General features: G+C 31.5%; 9 protein-coding genes. 5 read left to right on the top strand and 4 right to left on the bottom strand.

What is annotated here, in order from left to right; genetic code table 11:
* Window positions 1-24 precede the first annotated feature (24 nt).
* From H8K90_RS14485 to H8K90_RS14470, 4 genes are all read left to right on the top strand, one after another.
* Complete coding sequence (locus H8K90_RS14485) at window positions 25-6,135, top strand: alpha-2-macroglobulin family protein (protein ID WP_186846717.1); 6,111 nt, start codon at window positions 25-27, stop codon at window positions 6,133-6,135.
* Window positions 6,136-6,234: 99 nt separating this feature from the next.
* Window positions 6,235-12,669: an alpha-2-macroglobulin family protein gene (locus H8K90_RS14480; RefSeq protein WP_186846716.1), complete on the top strand. Its 6,435-nt coding sequence runs from the start codon at window positions 6,235-6,237 to the stop codon at window positions 12,667-12,669.
* A gap of 101 nt (window positions 12,670-12,770) precedes the next feature.
* A complete protein-coding gene (locus H8K90_RS14475) occupies window positions 12,771-13,142 on the top strand; it encodes a DoxX family membrane protein (RefSeq protein ID WP_186846715.1) in 372 nt (123 codons plus the stop codon).
* A 96-nt stretch (window positions 13,143-13,238) separates the two neighbouring features.
* A complete protein-coding gene (locus H8K90_RS14470; protein WP_186846714.1) occupies window positions 13,239-13,610 on the top strand; it encodes a DoxX family membrane protein in 372 nt (123 codons plus the stop codon).
* 49 nt (window positions 13,611-13,659) lie between these two features.
* On the opposite strand, the gene H8K90_RS14465 is transcribed toward H8K90_RS14470, so the two are convergent.
* The 4 genes from H8K90_RS14465 to H8K90_RS14450 form a co-directional block, all read right to left on the bottom strand.
* On the bottom strand, window positions 13,660-14,211 hold the full coding sequence (locus tag H8K90_RS14465; RefSeq protein ID WP_186846713.1) for a mycothiol transferase: 552 nt from the start codon (window positions 14,209-14,211) through the stop codon (window positions 13,660-13,662).
* A gap of 149 nt (window positions 14,212-14,360) precedes the next feature.
* The gene (locus tag H8K90_RS14460) at window positions 14,361-14,885 is read right to left on the bottom strand and encodes a DUF4136 domain-containing protein (RefSeq protein WP_186846712.1); all 525 of its coding nucleotides are present in this window, start codon (window positions 14,883-14,885) and stop codon (window positions 14,361-14,363) included.
* A gap of 47 nt (window positions 14,886-14,932) precedes the next feature.
* On the bottom strand, window positions 14,933-15,931 hold the full coding sequence (gene obgE, locus H8K90_RS14455) for a GTPase ObgE (protein WP_186846821.1): 999 nt from the start codon (window positions 15,929-15,931) through the stop codon (window positions 14,933-14,935).
* A gap of 75 nt (window positions 15,932-16,006) precedes the next feature.
* Window positions 16,007-17,116 (bottom strand): adenylate kinase, encoded by a 1,110-nt coding sequence (locus H8K90_RS14450; protein WP_186846711.1) that lies wholly within the window; start codon window positions 17,114-17,116, stop codon window positions 16,007-16,009.
* Between the two features lie 155 nt (window positions 17,117-17,271).
* Between H8K90_RS14450 and H8K90_RS14445 the strand changes: the two genes are divergently transcribed.
* Window positions 17,272-18,426, top strand: a complete 1,155-nt coding sequence (locus tag H8K90_RS14445) for a 5-(carboxyamino)imidazole ribonucleotide synthase (protein ID WP_186846710.1) — start codon at window positions 17,272-17,274, stop codon at window positions 18,424-18,426.

Genomic DNA, 18,426 nt, shown 5'->3' with positions numbered 1-18,426 from the left:
TATTTTGAAAAAAATAATATTACGATGAAAAATTATATAACCATACTTATGTTAATTTGTTTTGCTTCTTTTTCTAACGCTCAGAATGACTTTGAAAGTCAATGGAAAGCGGTCACTAAACTTGAAAACGAAGGATTGACTAAAAGTGCTTCGGATTTAGTTGAGGAAATTTATAAATCTGCTATCAGTAAAAAAGATAAACAACAACAAGTTAAAGCTTTACTCTTCAAAAGCAAATACATGCTTACGCTAGAAGAGGATGCACAATTAAATATTGTTAATCTTTTTAAAGCCGAAATTGAAACCAGTGAAGTTGTTACTAAACATTTGCTAGAAAATATGCTGGCAACCATGTATTGGCAATACTACCAGCAAAACAGATATAAATTTTACAATAGAACAAAAACAGAAACTAAAGTAGATGATGTTGACTTTAGAACATGGGATTTAGAAACCCTTTTTAATGAAATCCATGTCCATTATCAACGTTCTCTAGAAAATGGCATTCTATTACAATTAGAGCCTTTGAGTAATTATAAAATGCTTATTACAGAAGCTGAAAACTCTAAGGAGCTTCGCCCATCTTTATACGATTTATTAAACCATAATGCATTAGCATTCTACAAAACAGATGAAAATAGCATTACGCAACCTGCTTATAAATTCTTAATTGATAATGAGGAATTTATTGCCGATAGCGAACGTTTTATCAATGTAGATTTAACCTCTAAAGACTCAACGTCCTTGCAGCTACATGCTTTAAAAATTTATCAGAATTTACTGAAATTTCATCGTAAAGACCAAGCTTCAAAAGCATTTGTAGATGTAGATATTGAACGTTTAAAATTTGTAGCACAGCATGCTACATTTCAAAATAAAGAAGATTTATTGCTTAACACCTTAAAAGGAAAAGCTGAATCTTTAAAAACTTCACCACTTGCTGCTCTATACAATTTTGAAATTGCAACAGTTTACCAACAACAAGGTAATCGCTACAACAGCAATTCTAAACAAGGAGACGAAAATGAAAAGTATCGTTGGAAACTTAAAGAAGCTGTTGAGCTCTGTGACTTAGCATTTTCAAGATTTCCTGATAGTTATGGAGGAAAAAAATGTTTAGCCTTGCTAGAGCAAATAAAGTTACCAAGTATTAATATTCAAACCGAAGAATTTATTCCTATTAATACTCCTTCAAGAGTTTTAGTAAATTATAAAAACCTCACTGTAATTGACTTTAATATTTACAAAATCACTCAAAAGCAATTAGAAAAATATAATGATATCTATAAAACTGATGAGCGCTTAAGTTTTTTAAATAAACTTAAAACCTATAAAAGATTTGTTTCAAATTTAAAAACAGAGTTAGATTTTCAAAATCATAACACAGAGATTGTCTTACCTAATCTTGAGAATGGATTATATCTAGTGAAGGCAGACTTACATAATAACACGTTTGCTACATCGCTTATTCAAGTCACTGATATGGCATTAATTGAGAGCAATGGTAATAAAAATAATGACTATCAATTAATTAACAGAAATAACGGAAAACCTATTATTGATGCTAAGGTAAATGTGACTTATAAAAACAATCGTAATAAAACCTTTTCAAAAAAGTTTACTACAGACCGTTATGGTAAGTTTCAATTTGCTAAGGACAAAAACTACTATAGAAATGTAAAAATCACCATAAGCCATAAGAATGATAACGCCTTCTTTGGAGATTATTATTTTAATAGACGATACGACGAGCAGAAGAGTAATGACACTCAATATGGTAATTTCCTCTTTACAGATCGCAGTATATACAGACCAGGACAAACGGTTTATTTTAAAGGTATAGCCACCAAATCTAAGGATGGAAAAACGAAAGTTAATGCAAACGAAACTACCAAAATAAGATTGAAGAATGTAAATGGTGAAGTGGTAAACGAACTACTTCTTAAAACCAATGAATTTGGTTCTGTACATGGAGAGTTTATATTACCAAACGATGGCTTAACGGGTAATTACACTATAGATATGTTCTGTGGAAATTCTACTTACGCGTATATTTCTGTTGAAGAATACAAGCGCCCAAAATTTAAACCAGAATTTCAACCTATTACTGAAACTTATAAAGTTAACGACAGTATTACAGTAAACGGAATAGCTGTTGCTTTTGCTGGCAGCAATATTACAGATGCCAAAGTAGTGTACCGTGTAAAACGCCAAGTACAATACCCAAGTTGGTATTATTGGAGACGTCCTTACTTTAATTCTGAACCACAAGAAATTACATATGGTGAAACTAAAACAAACGCTAAAGGTGAGTTTGAGTTGATATTTAAAGCCATACCAGACGAAAGTGTCTCTAAAGATAATCTTCCTGTATTTAGTTATGAAGTAACAGCAGACATTACAGATATTAATGGAGAAACAAGGACAACAACCACAACGGTTAACGTAGGTTATCATGCTATGACGCTTCAAGTGGTAACTCCACAATTGATAGATAAAACCAAAAAGGAAATCGAATTGTCTTTAATATCACAAAACCTAAATGGTGAGTTTGTGCCTGCTAAGGGAACACTAAAGATTTATAAGTTAGAAGCTCCTAATACGGTTTTAAGACCAAGACCTTGGAATGCTCCAGATTATCAAGTATTAAGTAAGGAAGAATTTAAAAAGCTATTTCCTCACGATCCATATAATAACGAAGGTTTACTTGCCAATTGGGAAAAAGGAGATGAAGTCTTTAGTACTAATTTTGATACAGAAAAAGAGAAAACCATCACTTTAAAAAAGTTAAAAAAATGGAATTCTGGTAAATATATCATCGTCGCAGAAAGCCAAGATAAGTTTGGGCAAAAGGTTAAAGACGAAAAATTCACTTCCTTATTTAGTGAAAAAGATAAAACCGTTGCAGATCACCAATTATTTGAAGCTTCTTTAGACAAGGCCAGTTATAAAACAGGAGACATTGCTAAGTTAACACTTGGTTCTGCTGCAAAAAATATAACTTTAACTGTTGAAGTAGAAAAAGACCACAAAATCATCTTAACACAGTTAGTAACACTTAACGATTCTAAGCAAACCATTGTTATTCCTGTATTAAAAGGCGATTTAGGAGGCTTTGAAGTGCATTGTAGTTTTGCTGCCTTCAACGATTATACCTCGAGAAGTTTTAGAGTAAATGTCCCTTATCCTAAAACCGATTTAGAGATAGAGACCAAAACCTTTAGAGATAAGTTACAACCAGGACAAGACGAAACTTGGAGTTTTAAAATTAAAGGTCCTAAAGGAGATAAAGTCTCTGCTGAACTTTTAGCTAGCATGTACGATGCGTCTTTAGATGAATTTAGAGGACATAACTGGTATTTCAGTCCAATTAACAATCCTATCTATTACGCTAGAGTGAATAAAAATGCTAGACAGAGTTTTGGGAATACTAGTTTTAGATTATTTAATCACTTTAATACACCTATAGGTTATCCGCATCAAGGTTATGACCAATTGAATTGGTTTGGGTTTTATTTTGGGAATAACTATATGCAAAGAAGATTTAGAAAAACAGCAATGTATAATAACAGTGCGCCTGAAGCTGCTATGATGGTTGAAGACTCTATGGAATTAGAAGAAGAAGCTCCTGCTGGAGGATCTTTGGAAGGTGACGCAAATGGTCTTTTAAACTTATCTGATAAGGCTAAAATTGAACCGAATAAAAAAGTAGAAACTGGCACATCAAATATGTTTCAATATGATATTCCAGCGAAAGAAGAAGTTCTAATCCGAAAAAACCTAAACGAAACAGCCTTCTTTTTTCCACAATTGCAAACAGATGCAGAAGGCAATGTTAGTTTCAACTTTACAGCTCCAGAAGCTTTAACTAAGTGGAAACTGCAATTATTAGCACACACTAAAACTTTAGAAAGTGCAGTAACGCAATTAGAAACTGTGACTCAAAAAGAGTTGATGGTAATACCAAATGCACCTCGATTTTTACGCGAAGGAGATGAAATTAGAATCAGCACTAAGATTTCAAATCTCACAGAGAACGAATTATCTGGTGCTGCTCAATTAGTATTAATAGATGCTTTCACAGGAAAAGATATAACAAAGCAATTGAACAAGTACTACTTTAATGGTGATTTAGAAGGGAATTTCACTGTTTCAGCAAAAGGTAATACGGAAGTTTCATGGTATTTAGAAATCCCTGAAGGTATTCAAGCGGTTCAATATAAAATCATAGCAAAAGCAGGAGATTTTAGCGATGGAGAACAAAACGCATTACCTGTGTTATCTAATAGGATGCTAGTTACGGAAACGATGCCAATGTGGATTCGTTCTAACGAAACAAAGACGTTTACTTTAGATAAGTTGAAAAATCAGACTTCGACCACACTAAAACACCACAAGTTGACTTTAGAAATGACGTCAAATCCGGCTTGGTATGCAGTTCAGGCGTTGCCGTACTTAATGGAATATCCTTACGATTGTAATGAGCAAACCTTTGCACGTTACTATTCTAATGCATTAGCGCAACACATAGTAAAATCGAACCCAAAAATTGAAGCGGTTTTTAATCAATGGAAATCGACTGATGCTTTATTGAGCAACTTAGAGAAAAACCAAGAGTTAAAATCGTTATTAATTCAAGAAACGCCTTGGTTACGTGACGCACAATCTGAAACAGAACAGAAAAAACGCATTGGATTATTATTCGATTTAAATAAAATGTATAACGAGTTACAGTCAGCAAAACGTAAACTAAAACAAAACCAATTACCTTCTGGTGCTTGGCCTTGGTTTAATGGAGGTTATGCAAATCGTTACATCACACAACATATTATTGCAGGATTTGGTCACCTTAAACAACTTAATGTCACTTCGACTTCCCTCAGTGACCAAAATGCTATGGTTCATAGCGCTTTAGGTTATTTAGATCGTGAATTCGTTCAAGAATATAAAGACTTAAAAAAGTACAATAAAGATGTAGATTTAAGTAAAGACCATTTGTCTTATATGCAATTGCATTATTTGTATGTGCGTAGTTTTTATACAGAAAACAAGCCTTCGAATGAAGTTCAAAAAATTATGGATTATTACCAAAGTCAGATTCAAAAGTATTGGCTAAAACGTTCACTTTATGCCAAAGGATTAATGGCTTTGAGTATGCACAGAATGGATGACGATCAAACTGCTGGAAAAATCTTAAAGTCACTAAAAGAGAATAGCATTTCTTCAGATGAATTAGGAATGTACTGGAAAGCCAACACCAACTCATGGTATTGGTACCAAGCACCTATAGAAACACAAGCTTTATTAATTGAAGCATTTTCGGAAGTAGGAACTGTCATTCAGAGCGACGCAAAGAATCTCAATGACATTGACAATCTAAAAATTTGGTTACTAAAAAATAAGCAAACCAACCGATGGAAAACCACAAAAGCTACCACTGAAGCGGTTTATGCTCTATTATTACAAGGTAGCGATTGGCTAAGTGTTACAGACATGATTGATGTAAAAGTTGGAAACGAGACTGTTTCACCTGAAAAACTAGATGATATAAAAGTAGAAGCTGGAACTGGCTATTACAAAACTTCTTGGACAGGATCTGAAATTAAAAAAGAACAAGCCGATGTTACTATAACTAAAAAAGGAGATGGTATAGCTTGGGGAGCTATGTACTGGCAATACTTTGAAGATTTAGATAAAATCACTTCAGCAGAGACTCCATTAAAATTGGGCAAAAAACTCTTCTTAAAAACAAATACAGATAAAGGTGAAGAGATTTCAGAAATTACTTCGGATACTAAACTAAATGTTGGTGACTTAGTAAGAGTGAGAATAGAATTAAGAACAGATAGAAACATGGAATTTGTACATCTTAAAGATATGCGTGCTGCAGGTTTTGAACCAATAAATGTATTATCTAGTTACAAATGGCAAGATGATTTAGGTTATTATGAAAGTACTAAAGATGCTGCAACCAATTTCTTTATAGACTATTTACCAAAAGGTGTTTATGTGTTTGAATATGATGTAAGAGTAAACAACGCTGGTGATATGAGTAATGGCATTAGCACAATACAATCTATGTACGCACCAGAGTTTAGTAGCCATAGTGAAGGTCTTAGAGTTAGGGTTGACTAATTAAAAAGTATAGTTTACTTATAAAAAGACTAGGATGACTAATTATGTGTAGTAGAATTACACAATTAGTTGTCCTTTTACGTTATTAAACTAACCAACATGAAAAAAATTCAACTCTTATTTATTGTATTCTTCTTAGTAATATGTTCTATTAATGCTCAAAATTTTGACAAACTTTGGAAACAAGTTGAAGCTAAAGAATTAGAAGGAGATTTAGAAAAAGCAATAAAGCTTACAGACAAAATTTATAAAAAAAGCTTAAAAGTTAACAATCATCCTAACATTGTAAAAAGCTTTATTTATAAAACTAAATTTGATTTGCTTGTTAAAAAAGATAGCCAAAACCAGCTTATAGAGCGCTTTGAAAAAATCATAGAAAAAACCACATTTCCTTCACAAGCTTTTTTAGAAAACCTATATGCAAAATTTCTTATAAGCTCTTATGAGAAAAACAAATATAGAATTGACCAACACCCAAAACTGGGTATTGACACTGATAACATACACACTTGGAATCGCGAATTCTATATCAATCAGATTGAACTACATTTTAAAAACTCATTAAAACAAACTGCTGAGTTAAAAACAATTAATATTGAGGATTATTTTTCTATTATAGAAGGAGAAGCCAATAGTTTAAAGTATAGACCTACACTTTACGATTTGTTTGTTAATGATGCTATTAACTTTTATAATAAAAACTGGATGCCTCAAAATCTAAGGCATTATACTTCAGAAGCTTCAAGTTTTAGCGCAAATACACGAGAATTTATAAAAGTGGATTTGCCAAAAAGTGACATTCCCTCAGATTTAAACGCTTTACAATTGTATCAAGATTTAGAAAGATTTCATTTGAAAGAAGAAAATTTCCAAGCATTATTCGACACATATAAAAACAGAATTTACTTTCTAAATCCATTAAAAACAATGACAAAAATTGATAGTTCAGATATGTTATCAACTGCTATTCAATCTCAAATCAACGCCTTTAAGACTATAGAAGATGTAAGTATATTGTATTACCATTCTGCTAATTATATGTACGAAACTTCTAATAATTATTTTAACAAAAATGATACAATTCCGTATAGAATACTAGCATATAATACTTGTAAGAAAGCTATTAAAGAATACCCTAATTCTTTAGGTGCATCCAAGTGTGTAGCATTGAACAATAGTTTAGATAGTAAATTTTTAAAATTCCAAATTGAATCCGTATCCACAACAAACAAACCTGCACTAGCCTTAGTGGAATACACCAATACTGATTCAATTTATTTAAAAGCTTATAAAATACCACATTCAAAAATAAAAAAAGGTTTTCATGAAAATGATTCTGTCGTTTTCTCATATATAAAAAACATAAAGCCTCATAAAACGCAAGCTTACCAATTAATAGATAAGAAGGATTATAAAAAACATACCGCAGAAATATTAATTCCTAAGTTAGAAAATGGCAACTATATTATCGTCCTTTCTAACTCAAAAGAAATTACTTCTAAGAAAAATTTTGCTTACCATTCTACAACAAGAACTAACCTTTTTATCAATTATAAAGATGGTCCAACAAGTCATGAGTTTCAGGTAACAAACAGAGAAACAGGTCAACCAATTAAAGGAGCAAAAATTAATATTGTCTCTAAAGATTTAAAATATCATATAAAAAAGAAAACTAATACTAATGGCTTTGCCTACGAATTACAGAATGAATCTAATCAATATAACTTAACTACTACAGTAACTTATAAGAACGATACTTTAATAACTAATTCTCTTCGCCTTTATGGCAATGTACCCGAAAGTGATTGGAACATCTATTCTCACGTTATTTTAGATAGACAGATCTATAGACCAGGACAAACTGTAAATTTTAAAGTTTATTTATACCAAAATAAACAAGGAAAAAGTAGTGCTTTAACTAATGTATATTGCTCTGTTGTGTTATCTGATGCTAACGGAAATGACTTAAAAGAATATAGATTAAAGGTTAACGACTTTGGTACAGCCTACGGGAGTTATACCTTACCTAAAGATGTTGTGACAGGTGAATTTTATATTGAAGTAGATGAAGATTATGATTACGAAGAAGAGGATCACCCAGTTTGGGATAACTATGACGATTTTGAATATACAGAAAAAACCTTCTATGTAGAAGAATATAAAAGACCTCGTTTTGAAGTTCTTTTTAATCCTGTAACTAAAAATTATAAGCTTGGAGATTCAGTATCTATCAGCGGTGAAGCTAAATCATTTTTTAAAACCAAAATTATAAATGCCAAAGTTAAATATGTGATAGAACGTTATGGTTATGGAAATGACAAAATAAATATTACAGGGGAAACATTAACTGATGAAACTGGAAATTTCATTATAACATTTCCAACAAACTACAGCAAAAAAGACCTAAATAAACAGCACAATTTTTATCATAATTATAGTATAAATGTTTCTGTTACAGATATAAATGGAGAAACCCAAACCAAAAACAAAGAAGTAAATATTGGTAATTACAATCTCAATTTAAGAATTAACAATGATGCCCATCGAGGGCCACAAAAAGAAACTACATTTACATTAAATGCTCTTAACCTCAATGATGGTTATACACCTTGTGAAGGAGAATTTACAATTTATAAAACAAAAAATAGACGTGCTTTGTTTAGTCGATCTTGGAATATACCAGAATATCAGATGATACCAAAAGATACATTTAACTTTTATTTTTCTTATTTAAAGTATAATAATGATGATTATAAGTCTGACGAGGATGAATTAGTTTACACAAACAAATTCAATGTAAATATAAAAGAAGAGCTAAAAGTTAATACTTTAAACTGGGAATCTGGGCGTTATATAATAAAAGGAGAAGCTCGAGTTGTTGGTACAAATGAAACAAAAGAAATAAGCAATCATTTTAATTTTAAAAACACAGATAAAGATCAATACGATAAAGAAAAATTATTTACATATACTTTAGATAAATTCTATTCCAAAGATTTTATAAACTTTAAATTAAATTCCGTTTACAAAAATACTTTTGTAACTATAAGAGCCTATCATAGAAAAAAAGAGATTTATAATAAGGTTATAAATATAGATGAGCAACCATTTATTAAAATTCCAAAAAAAGGAATTTTATCTGGTACTATTCAAATTATGATTAGAACAAATAGATACGGAAAAATCTACCACGAAACGTTTGAAAATTCAATTTCAATTAATAATAACCAGTTTAATATTGAAACACTATCTTTTAGAAATCGACTTACACCAAACGAAACAGAAACCTGGAAATTCAAAATAGACCATAAAAATACAGATGTTGAAGTTTTAGCATCTATGTACGATAGTTCTCTAGACACATTCTTTGATAATGAAGACATAGATTCTTATACATATAGCAAGGATTGGGATTTATATTTTGAAACTTACGACAATTATTATAATTCTAGACCAGAAGTTCTAATATCTAACATGCGCTTTAAGAGTACTAATCATGTTTTTTATCAATATACAGCAATTAAGAGCAGATATATTCAACTCAATTCATTTGGTTTAGATTTTAAAAACTTTGAATACACTAACAAACGTTATATAGAACGACTTAAAGTTCAACAAAACTTAAAAAAATTACCTAAAGGCAATGTCAATGGCACAGTTATTACTGCTAGTGATGGCTTACCACTTCCTGGTGTATCAGTGATTGTAAAAGGTACAACTAGAGGCGCACAAACTGACTTTGATGGTTATTATTCTTTAAATGTTAATGAAGGGGAAACTTTGGTTTTTAGCTATGTAGGTATGGAATCTTCAGAGGTTACATATAATGGTAACTCATCTATTTATGTTGCGCTAGAGGACGATAGTAACTTAGATGAAGTGGTTGTTGTAGGTTATGGTACCTCAACGAAAAAAGCGTTTTCGGGTATTGCAGTAAAAACCTCATCAACTTATTTTATTCCAAATAATAGTTTTTTAGATGCAATAATTGGTCAAGCTGCTGGTGTTACAGTTATAAAAAGTGAGAATATTGAATCTAAGAACATAATAATTAGAGGTATTGCCAGCGCACAACACAATAAAAAAACACTATTTGTAATTGATGGTATTCCTGTTGATGAAAAAACATACGCACAGTTAAACCCAAATGACATAGCAGGAATTACAGTCTTAAAAGATGCTACTGCTACAGCTATATATGGTAGTCGTGGTGCAAATGGAGTTGTACTTGTAACCTCAAAATATGGAAGCGAACTTAAAGATTTAAAAGATGGACCAACTGTTGTTGTTTTATCTGGAAAAGCTATTGAAGCCATTGAAACACGTAAAGATCTTAAAGAGACTGCTTTCTTTTTACCAAATATCACAACAGATTCTAATAATGAATTTGAATTTAGTTTTAACGCACCAGAAGCGCTAACAACATGGAAGCTTCAACTATTAGCCCACACTAAGAATAGTGAATTTGGTTACTTAAACCTAGCAATAACTACAACAAAAGACTTAATTGTTACACCCAATTTTCCAAGATTTTTAAGAGAAGGAGATAAAATTAAATTGGTATCAAAAGTAACTTCTCAAGCCAATAAAACTGTTTCTGGTTACGCATATCTACAACTATTTGATGCGGACACAAATACAGAATTACAGCTTAACTCAAAGAGAACATTTATAATTAATAGCAATGAAACAAAAATTGTAGATTGGCTTATTGATATTCCTGAAAATGTCGACAGAATTAGATATAAAATTATTGCTTCGGCTGACACTTTTTCTGATGGTGAAGAAGGGATTTTAGAAGTTCTAAAAAAGAAAATATTGGTTACAGAAACTCTACCCATTGCTGTTAATGCAAATACTAAAAAGGAATTTAACATAGAAAAACTGGCATCAAATACTTCAAAAACATTACAAAACCAAAAATTAGTAATAGAGTACACCACAAATCCTATTTGGTCAGCAGTTCAATCGTTACCATATCTTATTGATTATCCATTTGACTGCGCAGAACAAACGTTTTCAAAATTCTACGCTAACACTTTGGGCAAGTATCTTTTAGAAAACAACCCAAAGCTTAAAAATGATTTATTAGAACTATTAGAAGAAAAAAAACAAAAAAATATAGCAAAATCAGAGTCATTAAAATCATTACTCAATTCAGAAAAATTAGAAGATCAAGAACTTCAACTCATTTCAAAATTAGATGAACTGCAACACAATAATGGAGCATTCTCATGGTTTAGCGACGGAAATCCCAACCAATTTATTACAAGACATATCGTTGCATCTTATGGTCACCTTATTAAAGTTGGAGCAATTAGGGCAGAAAACAATTACTTAGATAGTTTTATAATAAAAGCTGTTAATTATTTAGATAATATCTATTTTAATAAAATAGAAAAAGTTCTAAACGAAGAGGATTCTATAAACAATAGTGAAATTATTCATTACTTATATGCGAGGAGTTTTTACATCGAAAAAATAACTTTAGAAGAAAATCAATTAAATAAAATAAATAAATTCATTGAGTTATACGATACAAATTGGGTGACATTAAAACTTTATGAAAAAGCATTATATGCTAATGTTTGTTATTCTTTTAAAAACAAGAAAATCGCTCAAAAAATCATAAAAAACTTAAAAGCTTCTGCTGTAAAAAATAATGATTTGGGGATGTACTGGAAAGAAAACATAAATGGATTTTACTGGAATGAGTCTCAAATTGAAACTCATGCTTTATTAATTGAAACCTTTGTAAATCTAACTTCAGACTCAAGTAGTATATATGAATTAAAGAAATGGCTACTTGCCAAAAAAAGAACTAATAGTTGGAAAACAACTAAAGCTACAACTGATGCTATATATGCTTTGCTTTTAGGGCAAGAAAAACAATTTAAAAACAAGAATCAAGTAACAATTAATTATAAAACCAATACTAATAAATTATCTACGAATAAAGTAAAATCAAATTATAAAAAAATCGAATTAGATAAAAATGAGTTCAATAATTTATCATCAAAAGTTGAAATTAAAAATAATTCAGATGTTATAGGGTTTGGCGGTATTTACTGGCAATACTTTGAAGACCTAGATAAAATCACTTTAGCAGAGACTCCATTGAAATTGAGCAAAAAACTCTTCTTAAAAACAAATACAGATAAAGGTGAAGAGATTTCAGAAATTACTTCGGATACTAAACTTAATGTTGGTGACTTAGTAAGAGTGAGAATAGAATTAAGAACAGATAGAAACATGGAATTTGTACATATTAAAGATATGCGTGCTGCAGGTTTTGAACCAATAAACGTATTATCTAGTTACAAATGGCAAGATGGTTTAGGTTATTATGAAAGTACTAAAGATGCTGCAACCAATTTCTTTATAGACTATTTACCAAAAGGTGTTTATGTGTTTGAGTATGATATAAGAGTTAATAATGCTGGAGATATGAGTAATGGCATTAGCACTATACAATCTATGTATGCACCAGAGTTTAGTAGCCATAGCGAAGGTATTAGAGTAAGGGTTGACTAATACGTTATTATAAATTGTATTTGTTAGTTAAAGTTTTAAAACCGTCTAATACATCATAATTAATATTGTATTTTTCAACTTCTAATTTTATTCACTCATAAATGAGTCCAATAGTATTTATGTATCTAAGAATTGTGCTTGGCATCTTATGCATAGTTTTTGGAATAAATAAATTCTCTGATTTTTTACCGCTAACAGAACTTACTGGTGAAGCTGCAAATTATTTTAACGCTTTGTCGAACGCTAAAGCTATGCCACTAGTAGGAATTACTTTAATTGTTTCTGGATTAGCATTAATTTTAAATAAGTATGGTGCTTTAGCAACATTAATCTTAATGAGTATTTCTGTTAATGCATTTTTATTTCATGTTGTTTTAAATCCTAGTGGTATTGCTAGGACTGCGATACTTTTAGCACTTAACATAATTGTATTAATTAGTTATAGAGATAAATACAAAGTTTTATTGACTTAAAAGCCTGTTGTTAGTAACATAAAATTATAACGACAAAAGCTCAATAAATACAAATTTTTGTAAATTGAAATTACTAACTAACTAAATATTAAAATTATGAATTCAAAAGTTTTTATGGTTCTAAGAATTTTACTTGGAATCTTTGTACTTGTTTTTGGAGTGAACAAATTTGGTGATTTTATGCCAATGCCAGAACTCACAGGTGATGCTGTGGCTTACTTTGGAGCACTATCAAGTTCTAAGACATTAATACTTGTAGGTATTGTTGAGATAGTTGCTGGTTTAGCACTTATTTTTAACAAATATGGTGCATTATTAGCACTTATTTTAATGAGTATTTCCGTTAATGCTTTCTTATTTCATGCAGTTTTAGATCCTGGCGGAATTGGAGGAGCTGCTGTTTTACTAATTCTTAATATAGCTGTTCTTTTTGGCTATAAGGATAAGTATAAAGCATTATTGAATTAGAAATTAATTTATAAACAAAAAAAGAGGCTTAATTAAGCCTCTTTTTTTGTTACATACGTTTTGTAATTAAAGCCAATTGCCCCATATGATTGGCTTGATGCTCCATAACATGAAACCAAGCCCAATGGTTAGTCATATTACCAACTTTCTTTTTAAACCAATCGTCATCTTTGGTCTTTAAAAGTTTTTTGGTCTTAGCTCTTACTTCATCATAAATATCCATATAAAATTTTATAGGTTTATTTTTAAATTCTTTTCTGGCTTCGTCACCAAGATTTAAAGCCATTTCCCATTTAGCTCTTTCTTCAGCATTAAAACTTCTGCCTTCAAAAGTATAAACTTGATAGTAGGCTTCTGTGGCAGCCAAATGATATATTATAGCACCAGGACTATTAGCGTTTTCATCTAATAGAAAATCAGTGCCTTCTTGATCTAAATTTGTGACATGACGTTCAACACGACGTTTTAAATTATCGAGCATAGAAATCATATTTCCTATGTCATTTGAATAACCTTTTGGTGGTTTTATTTCGGATTGTGAAAAAGATATTGATGTACTTAGGAGTACAACTGCGAGAATTAAAAACGTTTTTGATTTCATTTGATTGAAGATTTTAGTTTCCTAAATATAAAACCCTAATCAATTATTACCCCTAAGATTAACAGGAGATTAACGTCTATTTTTTCATTCCTGCGTAGGCAGGAATCTATAATCCAAAATGGATTCCTGCCTTCGCAGGAATGACAACACTACTTCTTCGGCGGATAACCAGCAAATATTTTTTCAACTAATTTAGCTAAAGTGGCTTCACGTTTTTCAACTGAAGCATTTCCTTTGTAAGTACTCTCACTTACGGCTTGCCAAAACAATTTTTCGTTTTGGCTTTTATCTACAAAATCAATAGTAATTTCCCTTGAGTATTTGTTACTATTTAAAGGTACTCCCACGGAAACGCCTCCAAAGCCTCTGCCTCCGCCTCCACCTACTCCAACTCCTATATTAGGACTGTTTCGGTTCATCAGTTCTTTACTTTGTATATCGATATAAAAATCTGGTGTATTAGATCGATTAAGACCCATTGTAGAAAGTTTAGAATCAATTGTACTTATGATACGAACACTATCAAACTTGCTTAAACCAGTTACCATATCATCGAAATAATTGTAGGTTTTGTATTGCGTAAAATCCGTAGATTTTTCGTAGTCGTAGTTAACATAAGTTGATCCACAGGATGTAAATAAAACTGCTATCAATAAAAATTTGAGGAATTTCATATCGCTTTTTAGTTTAAAGATACAAATAAGCTTTTAAAGCTTATAACTTAATCATTCAACATCGTCCAAAGCTTATCTTTTAATTCTGTAAGCCCTTGTTGAGCAACTGAAGAAATAAACATATAATTAGCATCTAAATCCTTATCTAAAATAGATGATATTTCAGATTTAAGTTCGTCATCTAACATATCGGATTTTGAGATACATACAAAACGTTCTTTATCTAACATCTCAGGATTGTAACGTCTTAATTCGTCTAACAAGATTTCGTATTGTTCTACAATATCTTTAGCATCAGCTGGAATTAAAAATAACAAAATGGAGTTTCGCTCTATATGTCTTAAAAAGTAATAACCAAGGCCTTTCCCTTCTGCAGCACCTTCAATAATTCCAGGAATATCAGCCATTACAAACGATTTATAATCGCGATATTCTACAATGCCTAAATTAGGTTTTAGCGTGGTAAACTCGTAATCTGCAATTTTGGGTTTTGCTGAAGTTAATACTGAAAGAAGTGTTGATTTTCCGGCATTAGGAAAGCCTACTAAACCAACATCTGCTAATATTTTTAACTCAAGTGTAATATGTCGCTCCTCTAAAGGAATACCTGGTTGCGCATAACGTGGAGTTTGGTTTATAGAACTCTTAAAATGCCAGTTACCACGTCCACCTTTTCCGCCTTCGGCTACTATCTTTTCTTCACCATCTTCAGTAATTTCAAATAAGATGTCGTTAGTTTCAGAATCTCTAACAACTGTACCTAATGGCACTTCTAAATATTCATCAGATCCATCAGCACCTGTACTTCTGCCAGAACTTCCATGTTCACCATGGCCAGCCCTAATATGGCGTTTAAACTTTAAGTGGATTAAAGTCCAAAGATTAGAATTCCCTCTTAAAATAACATGACCACCACGACCGCCATCACCTCCATCTGGTCCGCCTTTTGCATTATATTTTTCACGATTTAAATGTGTAGATCCTTTTCCTCCGTTACCAGAAGAGACGTGCATTTTTACGTAATCGACAAAATTTCCTTCAGTCATATTCATTTCCCACGAAAGTGGGAATCTTTTTAATTAATAAGAAAAATAGATTCCTGCCTTCGCAGGAATGACAAATTACAGTTTATCAATCACAGTACTCAATCGAACTGTAATATCTTCAATACTACCTACACCATCAACTCCAAAATATTTATTTTGATCCGTATAGTAATCTTTTAAAATAGCAGTTTTAGAATAGTACTCTTTTATTCTATTTCTAATAATACTTTCGTCAGCATCATCCGCTCTACCACTAGTTTTTCCGCGTTCTAATAAACGCTGTACTAACACCTCATCATCAACTTCTAATGCAACCATCGCATTAATTTGCGAATCTTTGCTATCCATTAATTCATCTAGTGCCTTTGCTTGTGCATTAGTTCTAGGGAAACCATCAAAAATAAAACCGTTAGCTCCGGCATTTTTTTCGACCTCTTTATTAAGCATATCAATAGTTACCTGATCTGGCACTAACTCACCTTTGTCCATAAAAGACTTAGCTAGCATGCCTAAAGCCGTTTCATTTTTAATATTATACCTAAAAACATCTCCTGTAGAAATGTGTACTAAATCGTATTTTTCTTTTAAATAGTTAGCTTGTGTTCCTTTACCAGCACCTGGAGGACCAAATAGCACTAAATTAGTCATGTGTTGTGTTGTTTTTAATTGATATACGTCTGGTAAGTCTCTTCCTAAACCATCGTAGTCTAAACCATAGCCTACAATAAATTTATTAGGAATTTCCATACCTATGTAATGAAGTTTAAAATCTTTGTCATAAGCTTCAGGCTTATAAAACAAGGTCGCAATAATGAGTTCCTTAACGTTTTCATTTTTAAAAATACGATGAACCTCTTCAAGGGTTTTACCTGAATCTATGATATCTTCTAAAATAACAACTGTTCTACCTGTAAGATCTTGGGTTAAACCAATAAGTCGCTGAATATCTTCTGTTGACTTAACACCTTCATAAGAAGCTAATTTTATAAAAGTAACTTCACAAGGTTTAGGATACTTTTTAACAAAATCACTAACCAACATAAAAGAGCCATTTAAAATACCAACAAAAACAGGCATCTCATCACCCAAATCATTAGAAATGGCATCTACCATTTGTTGCACAGCTTGGTCTATCTCTTGTTCTGAAATGAAGGGTTTAAAGTATAAATCGTGAAGCTTTATCACTATCTTATTATTTTAGAAATGCAAAGATAATCAATAGATTGTGGAATACCGATTTTTTTGAATTTCAATTTATAAGAGTTCGCATTTTATAACGTATTTTTGCAGTAAATTAATGTTGAATCTTTAAAAGATTTCCACTTCTGTGGAAAGTGAACATGAATTATTTCTCTTCAGATTTTAAACTTGGTATTCTTGGTGGTGGTCAGCTTGGCAAGATGATGTTATACGACACTCGAAAATATGATATCTACACTTGTGTTATTGACCCAAGCCCAGAAGCACCATCGCGCTTAGCCTGCAACGAATTTACTGTTGGCGATTTACTAGATTATGATACTGTTGTTAACTTTGGAAAACAAGTAGATGTCTTAACTTTTGAAATTGAAAATGTTAATGTAGATGCTTTAGAAACGCTCGAGGATGAAGGTGTAAAAGTGTTTCCTTCATCTAAGACTTTGAGAACTATTCAAAATAAAGCCACTCAAAAATTATTTTATAGAGATCATAATATTCCAACGGCAGATTTTTCGAGATTTGCGCACCCATCAGAAATTCAAGATGCTGTTGACAATGGTGGATTAAGCTATCCATTTGTATGGAAAAGTGCGAGATTTGGTTATGATGGTACAGGTGTAAAAGTGGTAAGACGTTACACCGATTTAATAGATTTACCGAATGTAGAATGTATTGCAGAAGATTTAATTCCTTTTAAAAATGAATTGGCAGTAATAGTTGCAAGAAATGAAAAAGGTGATTTAAAAACGTATCCTGTTGTGGAGATGGAGTTTCATCCAGAAGCAAACCAAGTTGAATATGTTATTTGTCCCGCTAGAATACCAGATGCCATTGCAAAAAAAGCGGAGCTCGTTGCTTTAAAAACTGCTGCTGCATTTAAGCATGTTGGTTTATTAGCAGTTGAAATGTTTCAGACAGAGGATGATGAAATTTTAGTAAATGAAGTTGCACCAAGACCTCATAACTCTGGCCATTATAGTATAGAAGCAAGTTACACCTCGCAATTTGAACAACAACTAAGATGCATCTTAGGATTACCACTTGGTAATACCGAAAGTAAAGTTGCTGGAGTTATGGTAAATTTAGTTGGTGCAGAAGATTATACGGGTAACGTCCTTTATAAAAACATAGAAAAAATTATGGCAATGGAAGGCGTGACACCTCATATTTATGGAAAGAAACAAACCAGACCTTTCCGAAAAATGGGACATGTTACTATTGTGAATAAAGATATAGCAGTAGCTAGAGAAATTGCAGAAAAAGTTAAACGTACAATAGAAGTTATAAGCGAATAA

It is taken from the genome of Winogradskyella echinorum, assembly GCF_014297365.1.
In the GTDB taxonomy this organism is placed as follows: domain Bacteria; phylum Bacteroidota; class Bacteroidia; order Flavobacteriales; family Flavobacteriaceae; genus Winogradskyella; species Winogradskyella echinorum.
Note: the sequence above shows the minus strand (reverse complement) of the source record. Positions and strands in the feature narration are given on the sequence as shown.